Consider the following 24,837-nt stretch of genomic DNA (forward strand, 5'->3'; position numbering starts at 1 on the left):
CGCTTCTCTCCAACTCAGAACTCGAAGTCTTCTTCGAACGCGTCGATCTCGTCCTGGTCGAGATCCAGCAGCGGTGCGGGCCGTGCAGCCGAGGGAGCCGGTGCGGCGGGCCGGGGCGCGAGGGCCTCGACCGGTCCGGCCGAGGGGTCCGCGGCGTGGGCGACCAGCGCCCGCAGGGCCGAGAACCACGCGGCGGCAAGGGCGGCGACCTCGTCCTCGGCGAACAGCTCGCCGGGCCAGCTCCAGGAGGCCACCAGGTGCGGGCCGTCCGGGCGGTCCTGGGCCAGCGAGTTGAGCTCCAGGGCGTGGCCGGCGGGCATCGCGGCGTCGCTGCCGCCGAGGCCGCCGTCGCCGTCGTCCTCGCCGTCCCCGGCGCCGAAGCGGCCCAGGTAGTTGAAGCCGAGCTGCGGCTCGGGGAGGGCGGCGAGCACGCCCGCCGTCTCCGGGTTGAGGTGGCGCAGCAGCCCGTACCCGGCGCCGTTGTCGGGCAGGACGGCGAGCTGTCCGGCCACCGCGGCCAGGGCCCGCCCGGCGGCGGGGCCGCCGGCCAGCAGCTCCGGCCAGTCGGCGGCGGCGACCCCGGGGTCGAGCCGCAGCGGGAACATGCTGGTGAACCAGCCGACCGTCCGCGAGACGTCGGCGTCCGGCAGGACCCCGGCGAGCAGTTCCTCGCGGCCGTGGCCCTCCAGGTCCAGCAGGACGCCGGCCGACCGCTCCCGGCCGCGGGCGCGGTCCCAGCCGGTGACGGCGAGCGCGAACGCGGTGAGCAGCACCTCGTTGACGCCGGTGCCGAGCACGCTGGGCACGGTGGACAGCAGCGGGCCGGTGACGTCGGCGGGCAGCGTCACGGTGTACTGCCGGGCGCCGGCCGCGAGGTCGCGGGTGCGGTCGAGCGCCCTGGTGCCCAGCGGGGGCTCCTGGTAGCCGGCCAGCATGGCGGTCCAGACCGGGAGTTCGGCGGTGCGCTCCGGGGTGAGGGCGGCGCGGGCGAGGCCGCGGGCCCAGGCCCGGAAGGAGGTCCACACCGGCGCCAGGACGGGCTCCCGGCCGGCCGCGACGGCCTCGTACGCGGCCATCAGGTCCGGCATCAGGATCCGCCAGGAGACGCCGTCGACCACCAGGTGGTGCAGGACGAGCAGCAGCCGGCCGGGGGCCTGCGGGCCGGCGTCGAACCAGACCGCCTGGACCATGACGCCGTCGTCCGGGTCGAGCCGGTCCTGGGCGGCGCGGCCCTCGGTGTCCAGTCGGGCGGCGGCCTCGGCCGCGGTGAGGCCGGCGACGTCGACCCGGTGGATCAGGCCGGCGGCCGTCGGCGCGCCCTTCGGCGGCACCTCCAGGGTCCAGGCCGACGGGCCGCGGACCAGGCGGGCGCGCAGCGCGTCGTGGTGGTCCAGGACGGCCTGGAGCACGGCCGACAGCACGTCCGCGGTGAGCCCGGCGGGCACCGGCGCGAGCACCGACTGGTTGAACCCGTCGATTCGGCCGCCGAGTTCGCGCAGCCAGCGGATGATCGGGGTGGCCGGGAGCGCGCCGACCGCCGGGTCCGCGCCCTCCGGGTCGGGCGCGAGCGCGAGCTCGGCCGGGGACTCGGGCAGGGCGGCGGCCAGCGCCTCGACCGTCTTGTGCCGGAAGACCTCGCGGGGCGTCAGCACCAGGCCGGCCAGGCGGGCGCGGCCCACCAGTTGGACGGAGGTGATGCTGTCGCCGCCGAGGGCGAAGAAGCTGTCGTCGGCGCCGACCTCGGGTAGTCCGAGGACTTCGGCGAAGAGGGTGGCGAGGAGTTTCTCGCGTTCGGTGGCGGGTGCGCGGCCGGGTGTGCGGTCGGCGAAGTCGGGGGCGGGGAGGGCCTTGCGGTCGAGTTTGCCGTTGGTGTTGAGCGGCAGCGCGTCCAGCAGGACGATCGTGGCGGGGACCATGTAGTCCGGCAGCTCGGCGGCCACGTGGGCGCGCAGCCCGGCCGGGTCGGCGGTGCCGTCCGGCACGACGTAGCCGACCAGCAGTTTGACGCCGGGGCGGTCTTCGCGGACGACGACGGCGGCGCGGGTGACGCTGTCGTGTTTGACGAGGACGGATTCGATTTCGCCGAGTTCGATGCGGAAGCCGCGGACCTTGACCTGGAAGTCGGTGCGGCCGAGGTAGTCGATGGTGCCGTCTTGGGCCCACTTTGCGAGGTCGCCGGTGCGGTACATGCGGGTGCCGGGGGTGCCGTGGGGGTCGGCGGTGAAGCGTTCGGCGGTGAGGGCGGGGCGGCCGAGGTAGCCGCGGGCGAGGCCGGTGCCGGCGAGGTAGAGCTCGCCGGGGGTGCCTTCGGGGACGGGGCGCAGGGCCGAGTCGAGGATGTAGGCGCGGGTGTTGAGCATCGGGCGGCCGATGGAGGGGCTGGCCGTGGTGCCGTCCAGGACGGCGGTGGTGGACCAGATGGTCGTCTCCGTCGGGCCGTACACGTTGAGCACCGACCGCCCGGCCGAGGCCATCGCCTCGGCGAGTGCACCCGGTACCGCTTCGCCGCCGACCAGCATGCGCAGGGCGGAAAGCGCCTGCGGTACCTGGGCGGTGAGCGTCTGCCAGAGGGACGGTGTGGCTTGGAGGACGGTGGCGTCGGTCTTGGTGATGAGGGCGGCGAGGGCTTCGGGGTCGAGGACCTCGTCCTTGCTCGCGATGACGACGGCGGCGCCGTTGAGGAGGGGGAGGTAGAGCTCCAGGGCGGCGATGTCGAAGGAGACGGTGGTGACGGCGATCAGGCGGTCGGTGCCGTCCATCGGGACGCGTGCCGACATGTCGGTGAGGAAGTTGTCGAGTGCGGCGCGGGGGATGACGACGCCCTTGGGGCGTCCGGTGGAGCCCGAGGTGTAGATCGCGTAGGCGGGCGTCCGGCCGTCGTGGACCAGCTCAAGAGGCCCGTCCGGCTGCTCGGGGACCGCCGCGTCGTCGAGCAACAGCACCGGGGTGCCGGTCGCCGGGAGGGCGGCGGCGGTCTCCCGCGTCGTGAGCAGGAGCGAGGGCCGGGCGTCCTCCAGGACGTAGCCGAGGCGCTCGGCGGGGTGCTGGGGGTCGAGCGGGACGTAGCCGGCGCCGGACTTCTGGATGGCGAGCAGCGCGACGAGCAGGTCCGCGGTGCGCGGCAGGGCGACGGCGACGTAGCCCTCCGCCCCGGCGCCGTGCTCGACGAGCAGGCGGGCCAACCGGCTGGAGCGGGAGTCGAGTTCCGCGTAGCTGAGCCGCTCATCGCCGCTGATGACGGCGGTGGCGTCCGGCGTCGCCGCGACCTGCCGGGCGAAGCGCCCGAGCAGCGGCTCCAGCACCGGCGCCGCCTGCGCCGAACCGGCCCACGCGCCGAGGACCAGCGCCTCGCCCGCCGGTTCGCCCAGCCGCAGCCGCCCGACCGGCTCCTCCGCGAGCGCGGCGGCCTCGCCGAGCAGGCGGACGAAGGTCGCGGCGAGCCCGTCCACCCGCTCCTGCGAGAGCAGGTCGGGCCGGTGCGCGAGGTCGAGGCCGAGGGAGCGGCCGAGGCTCACGGTGAGGCTCAGCGGGTAGTGCGTGGACTCGTGGTTGTCGCCGCCCACGATGCCGAGCCCGCCGGCGGCCGTGCGCAGCCCGTCGGCGTCGAGCGGGTAGTTCTCGAACACCACGAGGGTGTCGAAGAGTTCACCGAGCCCGGCGATCCGCTGGAGGTCGGCGAGCGGCAGGTACTGGTGGTCCATGAGCCCGGCCTGCTGGTCCTGGAGGCGTTCCAGCAGCGCGCCGAAGCGCTCGGCGGGGTCGAGGGTCACGCGCACCGGCAGGGTGTTGATGAACAGGCCGACCATCGACTCGACGCCGGGGACCTGTGGCGGACGGCCCGAGACCGTCCCGCCGAAGACCACGTCGTCGCGGCCGGTCAGGCGGCCCACCACCATCGCCCACGCGGCCTGGACCACGGTGTTGACGGTGACCCCGCGCTCCCGGGCGAAGCGGGCCAGCGCGGCCGTCCGCTCCTCGGGCAGCTCCAGCCGGGTGCGGACCGGCAGGACGGGGGCGCGGGACGGGTCGGGGGCGGCGAGCAGCGTCGGCTCCTCCAGCCCGTCCAGCACCTGCCGCCAGGCGGCCTCGGCGGCGGTGCGGTCCTGGCCGGCGATCCAGTCCAGGTAGTCGCGGTAGGGCGTCACCCGGGCGAGCCCGGCGGCGTCGCCGCGCGTGCCGTAGAGGGCGAACAGCTCGCCGAGGAAGACCGGCATGGACCAGCCGTCCAGCAGCAGGTGGTGGTGGCTGACGACCAGCCGGTGCCGGTCGGCGGCGGTGCTGATGAGGGTGAAACGCATCAGCGGGGGCCGGTCGAGGTCGAAGCGCCGGGTGCGGTCCTCGGCGGTGAGCCGGTCGGCCGCCGCCGCCCGCCCGTCCTCGGGCAGGTTGGTGAAGTCCACCTCGCGCAGCGGGAGTTCGACGTCCGCCGGGATCACCTGGAGCGGCGCGGCGGTGCCGTCCTGGCGGAAGGCGGCGCGCAGGTTCGGGTGCCGGGCGAGGAGGGTGCGCAGCGCCGAGCGCAGCGCGTCCCGGTCGACGGATCCCTCGATGTCGAGGGCGAGTTGGACGGTGTAGACGTCCTGGCCGTCGGTGTCGTAGGTGGCGTGGAAGTAGAGGCCCTGCTGGAGGGGGGAGAGGGGGAGGAGGTCGGTGAGGGGGCCGTGGTCGGCCTCCAGGCGGTCGATCTGCTCCTGGGTGACGGTGACGAGCGGGCGGACGTCGGACGGGGTGAGGCCGCTGTCGTCGGTGGCGGCGAGGGTGCGCAGGGCGGTGAACCAGGCCTCGGCGAGCTCGTGGACGCGGTCCTCGGTGAAGAGGGCGTCGGGCCAGGACCAGTCGGCGGTGAGCTGCGGGCCTTCGGGGGTGTCGAGGGTGGCGGCGTTGAGGTCGATGGCGTGGGCGAGCGGCATGGCGGGGTCGCGGCCGTCGCCGAGCGCGACGTCGGTGCACAGCGTCCAGTCGGCGTCCTCCCCGGCGGCGGTGAAGCGGCCGAGGTAGTTGAAGCCGAGCTGGGGGCGCGGGGCGTCGGTCAGGGAACCGCGCAGCAGGCCGTAGCCGATGCCGTTGTCCGGGAGGGCGTGCAGTTGCTCCTTGACGGCCTTGAGTGCGCGGCCGGGGTCGCCGGGGGCGCCGGGGTCGAGGCGGACGGGGAACATGCTGGTGAACCAGCCGGCCGTGCGCGTGGTGTCGGCGTGCTCGACGACGTTCTCGCGGCCGTGGCCCTCCAGCTCCACCAGGACCTGTGTGGCGTCGCCGCCCCGCCAGGCGTTCACGGCGAGCGCGAACGCGGTGAGCAGTACGTCGTTGACGGTCGCGCGGAAGCGCGCGGCGGTGTCGGTGAGCAGCGTGCCGGTGACGTCCGACGGCAGGGTCAGCGACAGGTGCCGGACGGTGGCCGCCGTGTGGACGGCCGGGTCCAGCTCCGCGAGCGGCGCGTCCTCGCCCGCCGACTGGGCCTGCCAGAGCGGGAGTTCGGCGGATCGGTCGAGCGTGGTGAGCTGCTCGGCCCAGCGGCGGAAGGACGTGGGGACGGGCTCCAGCGGGGTGCCCTCGTAGGCGTGGGCGAGGTCCGGCAGCAGGATGCGCCACGAAACGCCGTCCACCACCAGGTGGTGCGCCATCACCAGCAGGCGGCCCTGCTGCTCTGACCAGACGGCCTGAAGCATCACACCGGTGTCCGGGTCGAGTCGCAGCTGGGCGGCGCGGGCCTCGGCGGCGAGGTCGGCGCCCTCGGCGCGGCGCAGGACGTCGGCGGCGCGGACGGTGCCCGGCTCGGGGACGTCGAGGTTCCACGCGTCGGCGCCGCGGACCAGCCGGGCGCGCAGCACGTCATGGTGGTCCAGGAGCGTCTGCAGCGCGTCGGCCAGGCGCTCGAAGGTGGCGCCGGCGGGCGTCCGCACGACCATGGTCTGGCTGAACCCGTCGACGGCGCCGCCGAGTTCGCGCAGCCACCTGACGATCGGCGTCTCCGGGACGAGCCCGTACGCGGCCCCGGGCTCCTCCACCGGCAGCGCGGCGGCGGTGCCGGCGACGGCGGCCAGCGCCTCCGGGGTGCGGTGCCGGAACACGTCGCGGGCGGTGAGGACCAGCCCGGCCTTGCGGGCGCGGCTGACGAGCTGGATGGAGACGATGCTGTCGCCGCCCAGCTCGAAGAAGCCGTCCTCGGCGGACACCTCGGCCACGCCGAGCAGGTCGCGGAAGATCCCGCACAGGACCTCCTCGCCCGGCGTGCGCGGCGGCCGTCCGCGGCCGGTGCCGCGGTACTCGGGCGCGGGCAGGGCGCGGCGGTCGAGCTTGCCGTTGACCGTCAGCGGCAGCTCGTCGAGCGCGACGAAGGCGGACGGGACCATGTACGCGGGCAGCGCGGCGGCCAGGTGGGCGCGCAGCACGGCCTCGTCGAGGGCGCCGCCGCGCGGTACGACGTACGCCACCAGGCGCTTGATGCCGGGCTGGTCCTCGCGGACGACCACGGCCGAGCGCAGCGCGCCCTCGTAGTGGGCCAGCACCGTCTCGATCTCGCCGAGTTCGATGCGGAAGCCCCGGATCTTGACCTGGTCGTCGGTGCGGCCGAGGTAGTCGAGCCGGCCGTCGGCGGTCCAGCGCACGACGTCGCCGGTGCGGTACATCCGGCTGCCGGCCGGGCCGTAGGGGTCGGCGGTGAAGCGTTCGGCGGTGAGGTCGGGGCGGCCGAGGTAGCCGCGCGCGAGTCCGGCGCCCGCGAGGTACAGCTCGCCCGCGACGCCCGCCGGGACGGGCCGCAGGCGCTCGTCGAGGACGAGGGCGCGGGCGTTGGCCACCGGGCGGCCCACCAGCGGCCGCGCGGTGTCCGCGGTGCTCGTGGCGGCGCTGTCGACGGTGGCCTCGGTCGGGCCGTACAGGTTGTAGCCGGTGACGCCCGGGGTGCGGGCGAGCTCCTGCCACAGCGCCGGGCTCACGGCCTCGCCGCCGAGGGCGAGGATCCGCGGCCGGGCCGACGCGTCCCGCACCAGGCCCTGCTCGACGAGCTGCTCGGCGTAGGACGGGGTGAGCTCCAGGAAGTCGATCCGGTGCTCCCGGACGTAGCCGATCAGGGCCTGCGGCTCGCGCCGGGTGTCGTCGTCCACGAGGTGCAGTTCGTGGCCGGCGACCAGCCAGAGCACCGGGTCGAGCGAGGCGTCGAAGGACACGGCGGCGGTGAGCGCCGCGCGCAGCGGGCGGCCGGCGGCGGCGATGTCCGCCGCGTACAGCTCGGTGAAGTGGTGGTGGAACAGGTTGCCGAGGCCCGCGTGCGGGACGACGACGCCCTTGGGCTTGCCGGTCGAGCCGGAGGTGTGGATGACGTACGCCGGGTGCGCGGGCCGCAGGGCGGCGGTGCGCCCGGCGTCGGTCAGCGGGGTGCCGGCCAGCTCGCGCAGCTCGTGGACGACCGCCGGGGAGCCGAGGTCGATCCGCTCGCCGCCGCGGTCGGCGGGCAGTGCGTCGCGGGCGCCGTCGCCGGTGATGACGGCGGCGGTGCCGGCGTCCTGGAGCAGCTGGGCGATGCGCCCGGCCGGGAGCGCCGGGTCGACGGGGACGTAGGCCGCGCCGGCCTTCATGACGGCGAGCAGCGCGACGACCAGGTCGGCGGTGCGCGGCAGGGCGACGGCGACGAAGCGCTCCGGGCCGATGCCCCGCCCGGCCAGCAGGCGGGCCAGCCGGTTGGCGCGGGCGTCGAGTTCGGCGAAGGTCAGCCGCTCGCCGGCGGCCGTCAGGGCGGGGGCGCCGGGGGTGCGGGCGGCCTGCGCCTCGAACAGCGCGGGCAGCGTGGTGGCGGGCACCTCGCGGGCGGTGTCGTTCCACTCGACGAGGACGCGGCGGCGCTCCTCGGCGGTGAGCAGGTCGAGTTCGGACAGCGCCCGGTCCGGCGCGGTGACCAGGGCGGTCACGGCGCGGGCGAACCGCCCGGCGAGGACGGCCGCGGTGTCCCGGTCGAACAGGTCGGTCGCGTACTCGATCCGGCCGCCGACGCCGGCCGGCGCGCCGTCGGCGCTGAACTCCTCGGCCAGCTGGAAGGACAGGTCGAACTTGGCGCCGTCCACCACGGCCGGGTGCGGTTCGACGGCCAGTCCGGGCAGGACGAGCTCGGCCGCCGCGTTGTTCTGCAGCGAGAGCATCACCTGGAACAGCGGGTGGCGGGCCAGCGAGCGCTCCGGGTTGAGCAGCTCGACCAGGCGCTCGAACGGCACGTCCTGGTGGGCGTAGGCGGCGAGGTCGGTCTCCCGGACCCGTCCGACCAGCTCGCGGAAGGTCGGGTCGCCGGTCAGGTCGGTGCGCAGCACCAGGGTGTTGACGAAGCAGCCGACCAGCTCGTCCAGGGCCTCGTCGGTGCGCCCGGCGATCGGCGAGCCGATCGGGACGTCCTCACCGGCGCCGAGCCGGCCGAGCAGGGCGGCCAGGGCGGCCTGGACGACCATGAAGACGCTCGCGTTGGCCTCGCGGGCCAGCGCGGTGAGCGCGGCGTGCGCGTCGGCGGGCAGGTGCAGCGGCACGGTGTCGCCGCGGAAGCTCTGCTCGGCCGGGCGCGGCCGGTCGGCGGGCAGGGCCAGCTCCTCGGGCAGCCGGGCGAGGGTGCGCTGCCAGTAGCCGGTCTGGCGGGCGAGTTCGCTCGCCGGGTCGGCCTCGTCGCCGAGGACCTCGGCCTGCCAGAGCGTGTAGTCGGCGTACTGGACCGGCAGCGGGGTGAACTCCGGTGCGCGGCCGTCCAGTCGGGCCGCGTAGGCGGCGGCGAGGTCGCGGGCGATCGGGGCCATCGACCAGCCGTCGCCGGCGATGTGGTGGATCACCACGAGCAGCACGTGTTCGGTGGCGGAGAGGGCGAACAGGTGGGCGCGCAGCGGCACTTCGGCGGCGAGGTCGAAGTCCAGCGCGGCGGCCGCGGCGAGCGCCGCGGCGTCGTACGGCGCGGTGTGCAGCACCGGGCGCGCCCCGGCGGCGGGGAGCACCTGCTGGCGCGGCCGGCCGTCGGCGTCCGGGAAGACGGTCCGCAGGCTCTCGTGCCGCGCGGTGAGGTCGCCGAGGGCGGTGGCCAGGGCGGCGGCGTCGAGCGGGCCGGTGAGGCGGACGGCGAGCGGCAGGTTGTAGGTGCCGGTGCGCTGCTCGAAGCGGTTGAGGAACCACAGCCGGCGCTGCGCGGCGGACAGCGGCACCGACTCCGGGCGCACCCGGGCGGTGAGCGCCTGCCGGGCCCGGCCCGCGGCGCCGATCCGCTCGCCGAGGGCGGCGACGGTCGGGGTCTCGAACAGGGCGCGCACCGGCAGCTCGACGCCGAACAGGGTCCGCACCCGGCTGACCACCCGGGTGGCGAGCAGCGAGTGCCCGCCGAGGTCGAAGAAGCCGTCGTCGATCGAGACCCGCGGCACGCCGAGCACCTCGGCGAACAGGCCGGCCAGCTGCTCCTCGCGCTCGTCGCGCGGGGCCCGCCCGGCCCCGGCCGCGGCCCCGAAGTCGGGGGCGGGCAGGGCGCGCCGGTCGAGCTTGCCGTTCGGGTTGAGCGGCAGCCGCTCCAGCGGGACGAAGGCGGACGGGACCATGTACTCCGGCAGCGCGGCGGCGGCCCGCGCGCGCAGCTCGGCGGGCTCCGGTTCGGCGCCGTTCGCCGGGACGACGTAGGCCACGATGCGCTGGTCCCCGGGGGTGTCCTCGCGGACCAGGACGGCCGCCTGGGCGACGGCGGGGTGCTTGGCGAGCACGGCCTCGATCTCGCCGAGCTCGATCCGGAAGCCGCGCACCTTGACCTGGAAGTCGGTGCGGCCGAGGTACTCGATCTCGCCGTCGGCGTTGCGGCGCACGAGGTCGCCGGTGCGGTACATCCGGGAGCCGGCCGGGCCGTACGGGTCGGCGACGAAGCGCTCGGCGGTCAGGCCGGGGCGGTTCAGGTAGCCGCGGGCCAGGCCCTCGCCGGCCAGGTACAGCTCGCCCGCGACGCCCGCCGGGACCGGCCGCAGGCCGGCGTCCAGGACGAGCGCCCGGGTGTTGCGGCGGGGGCGGCCGATCGGCGGGGTGCGCCCGGCGCCGTCCTCGCCCTCGTACCAGGCGGTGGCGTACACGGTGGCCTCGGTGGGGCCGTAGATGTTGGCGAGGCGCGCGCCGGGCACGGCGGCCCGGATCGCGTCCGCGGTGTGCGCGGCCAGGCCCTCGCCGGCCAGCACCACGAGGTCGGCGCCGAAGCGCGGGGCGCCGGCCTGGCCGAGGGTGTGGGCGAGCGCCGACGGGACGGCGCTGACCAGGCCGTAGTGCCGGCCCTCGGGTGCGTCCAGCAGCGCGAGCACGTCGCGGACCAGCTCGATCCGGCCGCCGGACAGCAGCGGGCCGAACAGCTCGAAGACGGACACGTCGAAGTTGAGCGAGGTCGCGGCGAGGACGTCGGACAGGCGCTCGGGGCCGATGTCGGAGGCCGCCCAGGCGGCGAGGTCGGCGACGTTGCGGTGCGGGATGACGACGCCCTTGGGGCGGCCGGTGGAGCCGGAGGTGTAGATGACGTACGCGGGGTGGCGCGGGTCCAGCGGGAGCGGCCGCTCGGCGTCGGTGACGTCGCCGTCCGGGAGGGCGGCGAGCCGCTCGTGCACGGCCGGGTCGTCCAGCCGCAGCGCGGGGACGTCCGCGGGCAGCGCGCCGGCCGCTTCGGTACTGGTGAGCACCAGCGCGGGCCGCGCGTCGTCGAGCATGTGGGCGATCCGGTCGGCCGGGTAGCCGGGGTCGACCGGCAGGTAGGCGGCGCCGGACTTGAGCACCGCGAGCAGCGCCACGACCAGCTCGGCGGTGCGCGGCAGGGTCAGCGCGACGAACCGCTCCGGGCCCGCGCCCTCGGCGATCAGCAGCCGGGCCAGCCGGTTGGCGCGGGCGTCGAGCTCGGCGTAGGACAGTTCGGTGCCGGCGTGCAGCACCGCCGGGGCCTGCGGGGTGCGGGCGGCCTGTGCGCGGAACAGCTCCGGCACGGTGGTCTCGGCGACCGGGCGGGCGGTGTCGTTCCACCCGTCCAGGACCAGGGCGCGCTCGGCGTCCGTCAGCACCTCGACGGCGGCGACGGGCAGGTCCGGGTCGGCGGTGACGGCTGCGAGCAGCCGGCCGAGGCGGTCGCCGAGGGACGTGGCGGTGGTCCGGTCGAAGAGGTCGGCGGAGTACTCCAGGACACCGGTCAGCCCGGCCGGTCCGCCGTCGGCGGTGAAGGTCTCCTCCAGCGAGAACAGCAGGTCGAACTTGGCCGCCGACAGCCGCACCGGCAGCGCGGTGGCGCGCAGCCCGTCCAGGTCGAGGGTGGCCGCCGCGTTGTTCTGGAAGGCCAGCATCACCTGGAACAGCGGGTGGCGGGCCAGCGAGCGGACCGGGTTGAGCACCTCGACCAGGCGCTCGAACGGCACGTCCTGGTGGGCGTAGGCGGCGAGGTCGCTCTCCCGGACGCGGGCCAGCAGCTCGGCGAAGGTCGGGTCGCCGGTCAGGTCGGTGCGCAGCACCAGGGTGTTGACGAAGAAGCCGACCAGCTCGTCGAGCGCCTCGTCGGTGCGCCCGGCGATGACGCTGCCGAGCGGGATGTCGTCCCCGGCGCCGAGCCGGTGCAGCAGGGCGGCGACGGCGGCCTGGACGACCATGAAGACGCTCGCGTCGTGCGCCCGGGCGACGGCGGCGATCCGCTCGTGCACCTCGGCCGGCAGCGCCAGCGGGACGGACTCGCCGCGGTAGCTGACGTCGGCCGGGCGCGGCCGGTCGGCGGGCAGCGCGAGCTCCTCGGGCAGCCCGGCGAGGGCCTGCTTCCAGTGCTCGACCTGACGGGCCAGCGGGCTGTCCCCGTCGCCCTCGTCGCCGAGCACCTCGGCGTGCCAGAGCGTGTAGTCGGCGTACTGGACGGGCAGCGGCTTCCACGCGGGGGCGGTGCCGGCCCGGCGGGCGTCGTAGGCGGTGCCGAGGTCGCGGGCGAAGGGCGCGAGGGACCAGCCGTCGCCGGCGATGTGGTGCAGCACGACGAGCAGCACGTGCTCGGTGGCGGAGATCCGGAACAGCTCGGCGCGCAGCGGGGGCTGGGTGGTGAGGTCGAAGCCCGCGGCGATCGCCCCGGCCAGCGCGGCGTCCAACGCGCCCTCGCCGTCGGTGAGTTCGGTCAGCGGCAGGCTGAGCGCGGTGGTGCCGGCGGGCAGCACCCACTGGCGGGGGCGGCCGTCGAACTCGGGGAAGACGGTCCGCAGGCTCTCGTGCCGGTCGGTGACGTCGCCGAGCGCGGCGGTCAGCGCGGCCCGGTCGAGCCCGCCCTCCAGCCGCAGCGCGAGCGGCAGGTTGTAGGAGGCGGTGGCGCCCTCGAAGCGGTTGAGGAACCAGAGCCGGCGCTGGGCGGGGGAGAGCGGGACCTCCTCCGGCCGTGGTCGGGCGGTGAGCGCGGCGCGGGCGTGCCCGGCCACGGCGATCCGCTCGGCGAGCGCGGCGACGGTCGGCGCCTCGAAGAGCGTGCGGACGGCCAGCTCGACGCCGAACACCGGGCGGATCCGGCTGACCAGGCGGGTGGCGAGGAGCGAGTGCCCGCCGAGGTCGAAGAAGCTGTCGTCGACGGAGACCGCGGGCAGTCCGAGGATCCCGGCGAACAGTCCGGCCAGGATCTCCTCCTGCGGGGTGCGGGGGGCGCGGCCGGCCGAGGCGGTGAGCGCGGGCGCGGGCAGCGCGCGGCGGTCCACCTTGCCGTTGCCGGTCAACGGCAGCGTCTCCAGGGTGACGTAGGCGGACGGCACCATGAAGCCGGGCAGGCCGTCGGCGGCGTGCGCGCGCAGCTCGGCCGGCTCGATCCGGGCGCCGGGCGCGGCCACCAGGTAGGCGACGAGCCGCTGGTCGCCGGGGACGTCCTCGCGGACCATCGCGGCGGCCTGGGCGACGGTGGGGTGCCGGGCCAGGACGGCCTCGATCTCGCCGAGTTCGATGCGGAAGCCGCGCACCTTGACCTGGTCGTCCGTGCGGCCGAGGTAGTCGAGCGCGTCCGCCGCGTTCCAGCGCACGAGGTCGCCGGTGCGGTACATGCGCGAGCCGGCCGGGCCGTGCGGGTCGGCGGTGAAGCGCTCGGCGGTCAGGCCGGGGCGGTTCAGGTAGCCGCGGGCCAGGCCGTCCCCGGCCAGGTACAGCTCGCCCGCGACGCCGCGCGGGACCGGCCGCAGGGCGGCGTCCAGCACGTACGCCCGCATGCCGTCCAGCGGGCGGCCGATCGGGACCGCGGCCGGCACCTCGGCGGCGGAGCCGATCCGGTGGGTGGTGGCGAAGGTCGTGGTCTCGGTCGGGCCGTAGCCGTCGACCACGGTCAGGCCGGGGCAGGCCGCCAGGACGCGGCGCACGGCCGCGGCGGGCACGACGTCGCCGCCGGTCCACACCTGGCCGACCCGGGCCAGGCAGCCGGGGCCGTCCTCGGCGATCAGCCGGAACAGGCCGGCGGTCAGCCACAGCGCGGTGACGCCGTGCCGGGTGACGGTCTCGCGCAGGCGGACGGCGTCGAGGTCCCCGGCCGGGGCGACGACGACCTGGCCGCCGCCGAGCAGCGGCACCCACAGCTCGTAGGTGGAGGCGTCGAAGGCGGTCGGCGAGTGCAGCAGCACCCGCTCGTGGCCGGACTCGAAGCGGCGGTCCTCGGCGAGCGCGACGACGTCGCGGTGGGTCACGCCGACGCCCTTGGGCAGGCCGGTCGAGCCGGAGGTGAACATCACGTAGGCGAGCTGGCCGGGCCGGACGTCCACGCCGGGGTCGTGGGTGGGGCCCTCGGCGAGCGCGGCGGCGGCCTCCAGGACGGTCAGGTCCGCGTCCTCGTCGAGGCCGTACCCGGCCGCGTCGTCCGCCGCGTCGGCGATCAGCACGGCGGCGCCCGTCTCGGCCAGGATGTGCCGCATCCGGGCGGCCGGGAAGCGCGGGTCGAGCGGCACGTACGCGCCGCCCGCCTTGAGCACGCCGAGGATCGCGGCGACCAGCTCGGGCGAGCGCTCCATCAGCAGCGCGACCCGGTCCTCGGGGCGGACCCCGGCGGCGATCAGCTTGTGCGCCAGGCGGTTGGCCCGGGCGTCGAGTTCGCCGTAGGAGAGGCTGCCGCCGTCCGCGACCACGGCCTCGGCGGCGGGGGCCCAGCCGGCCAGCTCGGTGAAGAGCCGGGTGATCACCGGCACGGCCGCGCCGGGGTTGCGCGGGGTGTCGTTCAGCCCGTGCACCAGCCGCTCCCGCTCCTCGGCGGCGAGCAGCGGGATCCGGCCGACGGGCGCGTCCAGCAGGCCGGGGGCGGCGGTGAGGACACCGGCCACCCGCTCCAGCAGGGCGGTCGCGGCGACGGCGTCGAACGCGCCGGTGCGGTGGTCCAGGCGCAGCTGGAGCCGCTCGCCGGGCACGGCGGTGAGGATCAGCGGGTAGTGCGTCGCGTCGTGGCCGGCCAGGCCGGTGACGCGCAGGCCGCGGCCGAAGTCCAGCACGTCGGCGTCGAGCGGGTAGTTCTCGAACACCACCAGGGTGTCGAAGAGTTCGCCGAGGCCGGTGGCGTGCTGGAGGTCGGTCAGGCCGAGGTACTGGTGGTCCAGCAGGGCGGCCTGCTGCTCCTGGAGCCGGTCCAGCAGGGCGCCGAGCGTCTCGGCCGGGTCGAGCGCGACCCGGACCGGCAGCGTGTTGATGAACAGGCCGATCATCGACTCGATCCCGGCGACCTGCGGCGGACGGCCCGAGACGGTGCCGCCGAAGACCACGTCCGCCCGGCCGGTCAGCTGGCCGACGACCAGCGCCCAGGCCGCCTGGAGCAGGGTGTTGAGCGTGGTGCCGCGGGCCCGGCTCACCGCCGTGAGGCGGGCGGTGAGCTCGGCCGGCAGCTCGGCGGTGACGCGGTCGGGCGTGCCGGCGGCGCCGTCCCGGTCCGCCGGGGCGACCAGGGTGGGCTCGGCCAGGCCGTCCAGCGCCCGCCGCCAGGCGTCCTCGGCGACGGACCAGTCCTGGCCGGCCAGCCAGCCCAGGTACTCGCGGTGCGGGGTGACCCGGGGCAGGGCCGCGCCCTCGCCCCGGTAGAGCGCGAACAGCTCCTTGACCAGGACGGGCATCGACCAGCCGTCGAGCAGGATGTGGTGGTTGGTCAGCACCAGCCGGTGCCGGTCGGCGCCGGTGCGCAGCACGGCGAAACGCATCAGCGGGGCGCGCGCCGGGTCGAAGCGTTCGGCCCGGTCCTCGGCGGTCCAGGCGTCGGCGTCCGCTGGTCGGCCGGTGAAGTCCAGCTCGCGCCACGGGAGTTCGACGGCGGCCGGGATCACCTGGAGCGGCGTCTCGAAGCCGTCCTGGCGGAACGCGGCGCGCAGCGTGCCGTGCCGGGCGAGCAGGGCCGTGGCGGCGGCGCGCAGGGCGGGGACGTCCAGCGGGCCTTCGATGTCGAGGGCGAGTTGGACGGTGTAGACGTCCTGGCCGTCGGTGTCGTAGGTGGCGTGGAAGTAGAGGCCCTGCTGGAGGGGGGAGAGGGGGAGGAGGTCGGCGAGGGGGCCGTGGTCGGCCTCCAGGCGGTCGATCTGCTCCTGCGAGACCTCGACCAGCGGGCGGACGTCGGACGGGGTGAGGCCGCTGCCGTCGGTGGCGGCGAGGGTGCGCAGGGCGGTGAACCAGGCCTCGGCGAGCTCGCGGACGCGGTCCTCGGTGAAGAGGCCGTCGGGCCAGGACCAGTCGGCGGTGAGCTGCGGGCCCTCGGGGGTGTCGAGGGTGGCGGCGTTGAGGTCGATGGCGTGGGCGAGCGGCATGGCGGGGTCGCGGCCGTCGCCGAGCGCGATGTCCGTGCACAGCGCCCAGTCGGCGTCCGTCTCGCCCGCCGCGAAGCGGCCGAGGTAGTTGAAGCCGAGCTGGGGGCGCGGGGCGTCGTCGAGCGCGCCGCGCAGCAGGCCGTAGCCGATGCCGTTGTCCGGGAGGGCGTGCAGTTGCTCCTTGACGGCCTTGAGTGCGCGGGCCGGGTCGGTGGCCGTGCCCGGGTCGAGGCGGACGGGGAACATGCTGGTGAACCAGCCGGCCGTGCGCGTGGTGTCGGCGTGCTCGACGACGTTCTCGCGGCCGTGGCCCTCCAGGTCGACGAGCACACCCGTCCCCTGGCCGGGGCGCCAGGCGTTCACGGCGAGCGCGAACGCGGTGAGCAGCACGTCGTTGACGGTCGCGCGGAAGCGCGCGGCGGTGTCGGTGAGCAGGGCGGCGGTGACGTCCGACGGCAGGGTGAGGTTCAGGTGCCGGGCGGTCGCGGCGGTGTGCACGGCCGGGTCCAGGACGGCGAGCGGCGCGTCCTCGCCGGCCGACTGGGCCTGCCAGAGCGGGAGTTCGGCGGAGCGGTCGAGCGCGGTGAGCTGCTCGGCCCAGCGGCGGAAGGACGTGGGGACGGGCTCCAGAGCGGTGCCCTCGTAGGCGTGGGCGAGGTCCGGGAGGACGATGCGCCAGGTGACGCCGTCCACGACCAGGTGGTGGGCCATGACGAGCAGGCGGGCGGTGTCCTCGAACCAGACGGCCTGGACCATCACACCGGCGTCCGGGTCGAGTCGCAGCTGGGCGGCGCGGGCCTCGGCGGCGAGGTCGGCGGTTTCGGCGCGGCGCAGGACGTCGGTGGCGCGGACGGTGCCGGGCTCGGGGACGTCGAGGTTCCACGCGTCGGCGCCGCGGACCAGCCGGGCGCGCAGCACGTCGTGGTGGTCGAGTACGGCCTGGAGGGCGTCCGCCAGGCGCTCGAAGGTGGCCGCCGCGGGGGTGCGGACCAGCATCGCCTGGTTGAACCCGTCGATCGGGCCGTCCACCTCGCGCAGCCAGCCGACGATCGGCGTCTCCGGCACGAGCCCGAGCCCGGCGCCCGCCTCCTCGGTGGGCAGCACGGTGGCGGTGGTGGCGACCGCGGCCAGGGCCTCCGGGGTGCGGTGGGTGAAGACGTCGCGGGCGGTGAGGACCAGCCCGGCCTTGCGGGCGCGGCTGACCAGCTGGATGGAGACGATGCTGTCGCCGCCCAGCTCGAAGAAGCCGTCCTCGACGGTCACCTCGGCCACGCCCAGCAGGTCGCGGAAGATCCCGCAGAGGACCTCCTCCGCCCTGCCGACGGGCTGCCGTCCCCGGGTGGTGCCGGTGTACTCGGGGGCCGGGAGCTGCTTGCGGTCGAGCTTGCCGTTGACGCTCAGTGGGAGGGCGTCGAGGGTGACGAAGGCGGACGGGACCATGTAGTCGGGCAGGGCGGCGGCGAGGTGGGCGCGGAGGGCTTCGGTGTCGAGGGTGCCGGGGGTGGCGGGGACGATGTAGGCGACGAGGCGCTTGAGGCCGGGCTGGTCTTCGCGGACGATGACGGCGCTTCGGGCGACGCCCTCGTGGCGGGCCAGCACGGTTTCGATTTCGCCGAGTTCGATGCGGAAGCCGCGGATTTTGACCTGGTCGTCGGTGCGGCCGAGGTAGTCGATGGTGCCGTCTTGGGCCCACTTTGCGAGGTCGCCGGTGCGGTACATGCGGGTGCCGGCGGGGCCGTGGGGGTTGGCGGTGAAGCGTTCGGCGGTGAGGGCGGGGCGGCCGAGGTAGCCGCGGGCCAGTCCGGCGCCCGCGAGGTAGAGCTCGCCGGGGACGCCGGGCGGGACGGGGCGGAGGTGTTCGTCGAGGATCAGCGTGCGCGTGTTGGGGATCGGCGTGCCGATCGAGGGCACACCCGTGCCTGGGGCGAGCGGTGTGGAGATGGTGGCGGCGACGGTGGATTCGGTGGGGCCGTAGGCGTTGGTCATGCGGCGGCCGGGGGCCCAGCGGTCGACGAGTTCGGCGGAGGTGGCGTCGCCGCCGACGATGAGGCTGCGGAAGTGGGGGAACTGGCCTGCGGGGACGCTGGCGAGGGCTGCCGGGGGGATGAGGGAGTGGGTGACGCGTTCGTTGGTGAGGACGTCGGCGAGGACGTCTCCGGCGAGGGGGCCGGGCGGGGGGACGATGAGGGTGGCGCCGGCGGCGAAGGTCATGACGAGTTCGAGGACGGAGGCGTCGAAGCTCGGGGAGGCGAACTGGAGGACGCGGCTGTCCGACGTGACGTCGAAGCGGTCGAGTTCGGCGGCGGCGAAGGCGGCGATGCCGGTGTGGGTGACGACGACGCCCTTGGGGCGGCCGGTGGAGCCGGAGGTGTAGATCAGGTACGCCGGGTTCGCCTGGTCGACCGCGACACCGGGACGCTCTGCCGATTCCTTCGAGACGGAGGGGAGTTCGCGCAGGACGAGTGCGGGCTTGGCGTCGTCGAGCATGTAGGTGATGCGGTCGCTGGGGTAGTCGGGGTCGATCGGCAGGTACGCCGCCCCGGCCTTCAGCACACCGAGCTGGGCGATGACGATGTCGACGGATCGCGGCAGCAGCAGCGCGACGATGTTCTCCGCCCCGACGCCCTGGCCGCGCAGCCAGTGCGCGAGCCGGTTGGCCCGCTCCTCCACCTCGGCATAGGTGAGGACGAGCTCGCCACTCGCGATCGCGGGCGCCGAGGGCGTGGCGTCGACAGCGGCCTCGAAGAGCCCGTGGAAGGTGGCCGGGGCCAACTCCCGATCGATGCCGGCCCATTCGCCGAGGACGAGCCCGCGCTCGTCCCCGGTCAGGACGTCGACGTCACCGACCCGGACCGACGGGTCCGCCGCGACGGCCTCCAGTACCGCGACGAGCCGCGCGCCCAACGCCTCCGCCGTCGCCCGGTCGAACAGGTCGACGGCGTACTCGACACTCCCCGCCAGCCCCTCCTCCGACTCCGCGAGCGTGAACGAGAGGTCGAACTTCGCCGTGTCCAGCCGGATCGGCTGCGTCTCGACCGCGACGCCGGGCAGCACCAGCCGGTCCGACGGGATGTTCTGCAGCTGGAAGGAGACCTGGAACAGCGGGTGGCGCGCCATCGAGCGCTCGGGGTTGATGGCCTCGACGAGGCGCTCGAACGGCACGTCCTGGTGGGCGTAGGCGGCCAGCGCCGTCTCCCGTACGCGGCGCAGCAGTTCGCGGAAGGTAGGCCGCCCCGAGAGGTCGTTGCGCAGCACCAGCGTGTTGATGAAGAAGCCGACGAGGTCGTCGAGCGACTCGTCCGTGCGGCCCGCGATCGGCGAGCCGAGCGGGATGTCCTCGCCGCCGCCGAGGCGGTGCAGCAGCGTGGCGAGTGCGGCCTGGACGACCATGAAGAGGCTGGTGCCGCTCTCGCGGGCCAACTCCTCCAACCGGGCGCGCAGTTCACTGGACACGTCGAACGGCACCGTCTCGCCGCGGTAGGTCATCCGGGCCGGGCGGGGCCGGTCGGTGGGCAGCGGGAGTTCCTCGGGCAGTCCCGCGAGCGCCGTGCGCCAGTAGTCGATCTGCCGGTTGAGCTCGCCGGCCGGGTCGTGCTCGTCGCCGAGGACCTCGGCCTGCCACAGTGTGTAGTCGGCGTACTGGACCGGCAGTGGCGTGAACTCCGGTGCGGTGCCGCCCAGTCGGGCCGCGTACGCCACCGAGAGGTCGCGGGTCAGCGGCGCCATCGACCAGCCGTCCGCCGCGATGTGGTGCACGACGACCAACAGCGCGTGGTCGTCCTCGGCGAGGGTGAACAGGTGGGCGCGCAGCGGGATTTCGGCGGTCACGTCGAAGCCGGCGGCCGCGGCCTCCGAGAGCGCGGCGTCGAGCTGCCCGGAGGTGACCTCGGCGCGGTGCAGCCGCGGCCGGGCGGCGGGGTCGGCGGAGTCGAGGACCAGCTGCTCGGGGTGCCCGTCGGTGTCGGGGAAGAGCGTGCGCAGGGCCTCGTGGCGGGCGGTGACGTCGGCGAGCGCGTCGGCCAGGGCGTCGGCCGAGAGCCGGCCGCGCAGGCGCAGCGAGAGGCCGAGGTTGTAGGTGCCGCTCGGGCCGTCGAAGTGGCCGAGGAACCAGAGCCGGCGCTGGGCGTGGGAGAGCGGGACGCGCGCTGGTCGGGCCTGCGGCCGCAGGGCGGCCCTGGCGCCGGCGGCGCCGGTCAGGGCGGCGGCGAGCGCGGCGACGGTCGGCGCCTCGAAGAGGGCGCCCACGGTGAGTTCGGCGCCGGCCTCGGTGCGGATCCGGCCGACCAGGCGGGTGGCGAGCAGGGAGTGCCCGCCGAGGTCGAAGAAGCTGTCGTCGGCGGAGACCGACTCCAGGCCGAGGACCTCCGCGAACAGCCCGGCGAGCAGCAGCTCCCGGGCGGTCTCGGGCGCCCGCCCGGTGCTCGCGCCGAAGTCGGGGGCGGGCAGGGCGCGCTTGTCGAGCTTGCCGTTGGCGGTGACCGGGAGCGCGTCCAGGACGAGGACGGCGGCCGGGACCATGTAGTCGGGCAGCGCGGCGCCGACGTGGGCGCGCAGCTCGGCCGGGTCGACGACGGCGCCGGCGGCCGGCACCACGTAGCCGACGAGCCTCTTGTCCCCGGGCCGGTCCTCGCGGACGATCACCGCGCTCTGGGCGACGGCCGGGTGGCCGAGCAGCGCGGCCTCGACCTCGCCGAGCTCGATCCGGAAGCCGCGGATCTTGACCTGGTCGTCGACCCGGCCGAGGTAGTCGAGCTCGCCGTGCGCCGTCCAGCGCACGAGGTCGCCGGTGCGGTACATGCGCGAGCCGGCCGGGCCGTACGGGTTGGCGGTGAAGCGCTCGGCGGTCAGGCCGGGGCGGCCGAGGTAGCCGTGGGCGAGGCCGGAGCCGGTGAGGTACAGCTCGCCCGCGACGCCGGCCGGGACGGGCCGCAGACCGGCGTCCAGGACGAGCACCCGGGTGTTGGTGATCGGCCGCCCGATGGTGGGCGCGCCGGCGCCGGGGACGAGCGGCGCGGACATGGTGGCGCAGACGGTGGACTCGGTCGGGCCGTACGCGTTGACCATGGCGCGGCCGTCGGCCCAGCGGGCCACGAGCTCGGCCGAGCAGGCCTCGCCGGCGGTGACCAGCGTCATCCCGGCGGGCAGCGCGGCGTCGCCCATGGCGGCGAGCACGACCGGCGGGAGGGTCGCGTGGGTGACCCGCTGCTCGGCCAGCAGGGCCGCCAGCGGCTCGCCGGCGGCCAGCCGTCCGGCCGGGGCGAGGACCAGCGCCGAGCCGTTGACCAGGGTGGTCAGGATCTCCCACATGGAGGCGTCGAAGCTGGGCGAGGAGAACTGGAGCACGCGGTGCCCGGCGCCGCCGCCGAACCGGAGCCGGTGGGCGGCGGCCATGCTGGCGACGCCGCGGTGGCTCACCACGACGCCCTTGGGGCGGCCGGTGGAGCCGGAGGTGTAGATGACGTAGGCGGCGTCGTGCACGGTCAACGGCCCGTCGGCCAGCGGCTGGGCGGGCAGCTCGACGGTGTCCAGGAGCAGCCGCGGGGTGTCGTCGTCCGCGGGGAGCGCGGCCTGGAGCGCGGTGCTGGTGACCACCAGGCACGGGCGCGCGTCGTCGAGGATGTAGGCGATGCGCTCGGCCGGGTAGGCCGGGTCGACGGGCAGGTAGGCGGCGCCGGCGCGCATCGCGGCGAGCAGGCTGACCACGGTGTCCACGCCGCGGCCGAGGGCGACCGCGACGGTCCGGCCGCGGCCCGCGCCGCGCTCGGCGAGCAGCGCGGCCAGCCGGGCGGAGCGCTCGTCGAGCTCGCGGTAGCTCAGCCCGGTGCCCTCGTGGAGGAGGGCGGGGGCGTCCGGGGTGCGGGCGGCCTGGGCGGCGAACAGTGCGGGGGTGGTGGCGGCCGGGACGTCGAGGGCGGTGTCGTTCCACTCGCCGAGGATCCGGGCGCGCTCGGCGTCGCCGAGCAGGTCGACGGCGCCGACGCGGACGGCCGGGTCGGCGGCGACGGCCTCGACCAGGCGGCGGAAGCGCTCGCCGAGCACCCGGACGGTGGCCTCGTCGAACAGGTCGCGGGCGTACTCGAAGCCGCCGGCCAGGCCGGCCGGGCGGCCCTCGGCGTCGAAGCGCTCGGCGAGCCGCAGCGACAGGTCGAACTTGGCGGTGTCGGTCTCCAGGTGGCGGATCGCCGTCTCCAGGCCGGGCAGCTCCAGCAGCGGCGCCGCGTTGTCCGCCAGCGCCAGGGTGACCTGGGCGAGCGGGTGGCGGGCCAGCGAGCGCACCGGGTTGAGCGCCTCGACCAGGCGCTCGAACGGCACGTCCTGGTGGCCGTACGCGGTGAGGTCGAACTCACGGACGCGGTCGACCAGTTCGCGGAAGGTCGGGTCGCCGGAGACGTCGGTGCGCAGTACCAGGGTGTTGACGAAGAAGCCGACCAGCTCGTTCAGTGCCTCGTCGGTGCGTCCGGCGATGACGGTGCCGACGGGGATGTCGTCGCCCGCGCCGACGCGGTGCAGCAGGGCGGCCAGCGCGGCCTGGGCGACCATGAAGAGGCTCGCGCCGGAGCCCTGGGCGAGCGCGAGCAGCCGCCGGTGGGTCTCGCCGTCGAGCTCGAAGGCGGTCCGCCCGCCGCGGTGGCTCGCCACGGCCGGGCGCGGCCGGTCGGCGGGCAGGGCGAGTTCCTCGGGCAGCTCGGCGAGGGCGGCGCGCCAGTGCTCGATCTGCCGGGCGAGCAGGCTCCGCCCGTCCCGCTCGTCGCCGAGCAGCTCCCGCTGCCACAGCGTGTAGTCGGCGTACTGGACGGGCAGCGGCGCGAAGCGCGGGGCCTCGCCGCGCAGGCGGGCGGCGTAGGCGAGGCTGAGGTCGCGGGTGAAGGGGGCGACCGACCAGCCGTCGCCGGCGATGTGGTGGACCACCAGCAGCAGCACGTGCCGCTCGGGGGCGAGCGTGAACAGGTGGGCGCGCACCGGGACTTCGGCCGCCAGGTCGAAGCCGAGGGCGGCGGCGCCGGCGAGCAGCTCGTCCAGGTCGTCCTCGTCGGCGACCTCGGTGACGTGGAGCGCGGGCCGCGCGTCGGCGGGGTCGAGCACGTGCTGGTGCGGGGTGCCGTCGAGGACGGGGAAGACGGTGCGCAGGCTCTCGTGCCGGGCGGCGACGTCGGCCAGGGCGGTGCGCAGCGCGTCGGCGTCGGGGCGGCCGGTGAGCTCGACGGTGAGGCCGTCGTTGTAGGCGGCGCGGCCGCTGCCGCTCTCCATCTGGTTGAGGAACCAGAGCCGGTTCTGCGCGGCGGACAGCGGCATCCGCTCGGGGCGCGGGCGGGCGGTGAGCGCGGCGCGGGCGGCGGGGGCGGGCTCGGCGGCGGTGCCGGCGCCCAGGCCGAGGGCCTCGGCGAGGGTGGCGACGGTGGCGTGCTCGAAGACCGTGCGCAGCGTGAGTTCGGCCTTCAGCTCCTTGCGGATCCGGCCGACCAGGCGGGTCACCTGGATCGAACTGCCGCCGAGGAGGAAGAAGTTGTCGTCGATCGAGCCGATCTGCTCGTCGAGCACCTCGCTGAACAGCCGGCACAGCGCATCCTCGGCGGCCGTGCGCGGGGCGCGGGCGACGGCGGGGGCCGCCTGGCCGTCCGCGTCACCGGCGGTGGCACGGGTGCGCGAGGGCAGTCCGGCGGTGTCCAGCGCGACGGAGTCCACGCGGTCGGTGGGCGCGGCGGTGCCGAGGCGGTGCAGGAAGTCCAGGAACGTCCGCTGGTAGGCGGCGAGTTCGCCGTCGCCGTAGAGGTCCGGGTTGGCGTCGAAGTCGATCTGCAGGCCCGCGCCGGTGCCGCGGTCGTAGACGATGAACGACACGTCGTCGGCCGGGCCGATCGAGATGTTGTGCGGGCGGGCCGGGTGCCCGCCGAACCGCAGGTCGTAGTCGAACATCATGATGTTGACGTGCGGGCCGACCAGCCGGCGGTCGTCGGCGAGCATGCCGAGGTCACGGCGCAGGTCCTCGAACTGGTAGCGCTGGTGCTTCATCGCCGCGCGCATCTCGCGCGAGACCCCGGCGAGCAGCTCCTCGACGGTCGCGCCGGGCTCGACGGCGATGCGCAGCGGCAGCACGTTGGAGACCATGCCGGGCACGCTGCGGGCGCTCTGGCCGAGCCGGGTGGAGACCGGCAGGCCGAGCACGACCTCGGGCGAGTCGGTGAGGCGGCCGAGCCACAGGGCGACGGCGGCGACCAGCGCGGGCGGCCAGGTGACGCCGGCCTCGCTCGCGAGCTCGCGCAGCCGGTCCGTGCCGGCCGGGTCGAGGTGGGCGGTGTGCCGGGCCAGCGAGCGGGCCAGCCGCGGCTGCTCGCCGGACAGGCTGACCGGCTCGGGGCAGCCCCGCATCCGTTCCGTCCAGTACGCGCGGTCGGCGGCGCGGCGCTCGGAGTCGCGGTACTCCTCCTTCTCGGCGAGCAGCTGCCCGAGCGGCGCGAAGGGGCTCTCCGGGACCTCTTCGCCGGCCGCGAGCGCCGAGTACACGGCGGCGGTGCGCCGGGCGACCATGTTGACGGTGAAGCCGTCGACCAGCAGGTGGTGGTAGCGGTGCAGCCACAGGTGGCGGTCCTCGGCCACCTTGAACAGCGCGAACAGGAACAGGTGGTCGTGCTCGGTGTCCAGCGGCCGGGCGAAGTCCGCGGCGATCCAGGCCCGGGCGGCGGCCCACGGGTCCGCCTCCGCGCTCACGTCGACCACGTGCAGGGACCACTCCAGCTCCTCGGCCGGCACGATCCGCGCCGCCGGCCCGGTCTCCGTCCCGGTGAAGCGCAGCCGCAGCGTCTGCGCCTCCGCGACCACCCGGCGCAGCGCCGCCTCGAACAGCCCCGCGTCCACCGGACCGCCGATTTCCAGGAATTCGCCGGTGTTGAAGATGGTGTTCTGCGGATTCAGCTGCTGCGCGTACCAGACACCCGACTGGGCGGCGGTCAGCGGCAGCAGGACATCCTGGAGGTCGGACACGGCCACTCACCCTCAATACCTCGACGAAAACCAACCGGAAACCATGTCTAACAGCGGCCCCGAAGCCCGGACAACGCTGCTTGCAGAAAGCTGCCACGCCTTGGTGGCCGCCGGGCCGCGTGCTAGCGTCGCG

The 24,837-nt window shown here is 75.7% G+C and carries 1 protein-coding gene; it reads right to left on the reverse strand.

Annotation, left to right across the window (positions count from 1 at the left end; translation table 11 throughout):
- Positions 1 to 14 precede the first annotated feature (14 nt).
- Positions 15 to 24,704: a non-ribosomal peptide synthase/polyketide synthase gene (locus ACFV4G_RS05600; protein ID WP_380436785.1), complete on the reverse strand. Its 24,690-nt coding sequence runs from the start codon at positions 24,702 to 24,704 to the stop codon at positions 15 to 17.
- Positions 24,705 to 24,837: the final 133 nt, after the last annotated feature.

Source organism: Kitasatospora sp. NPDC059747 (assembly GCF_042732955.1).
Taxonomy (GTDB): Bacteria; Actinomycetota; Actinomycetes; order Streptomycetales; family Streptomycetaceae; genus Kitasatospora.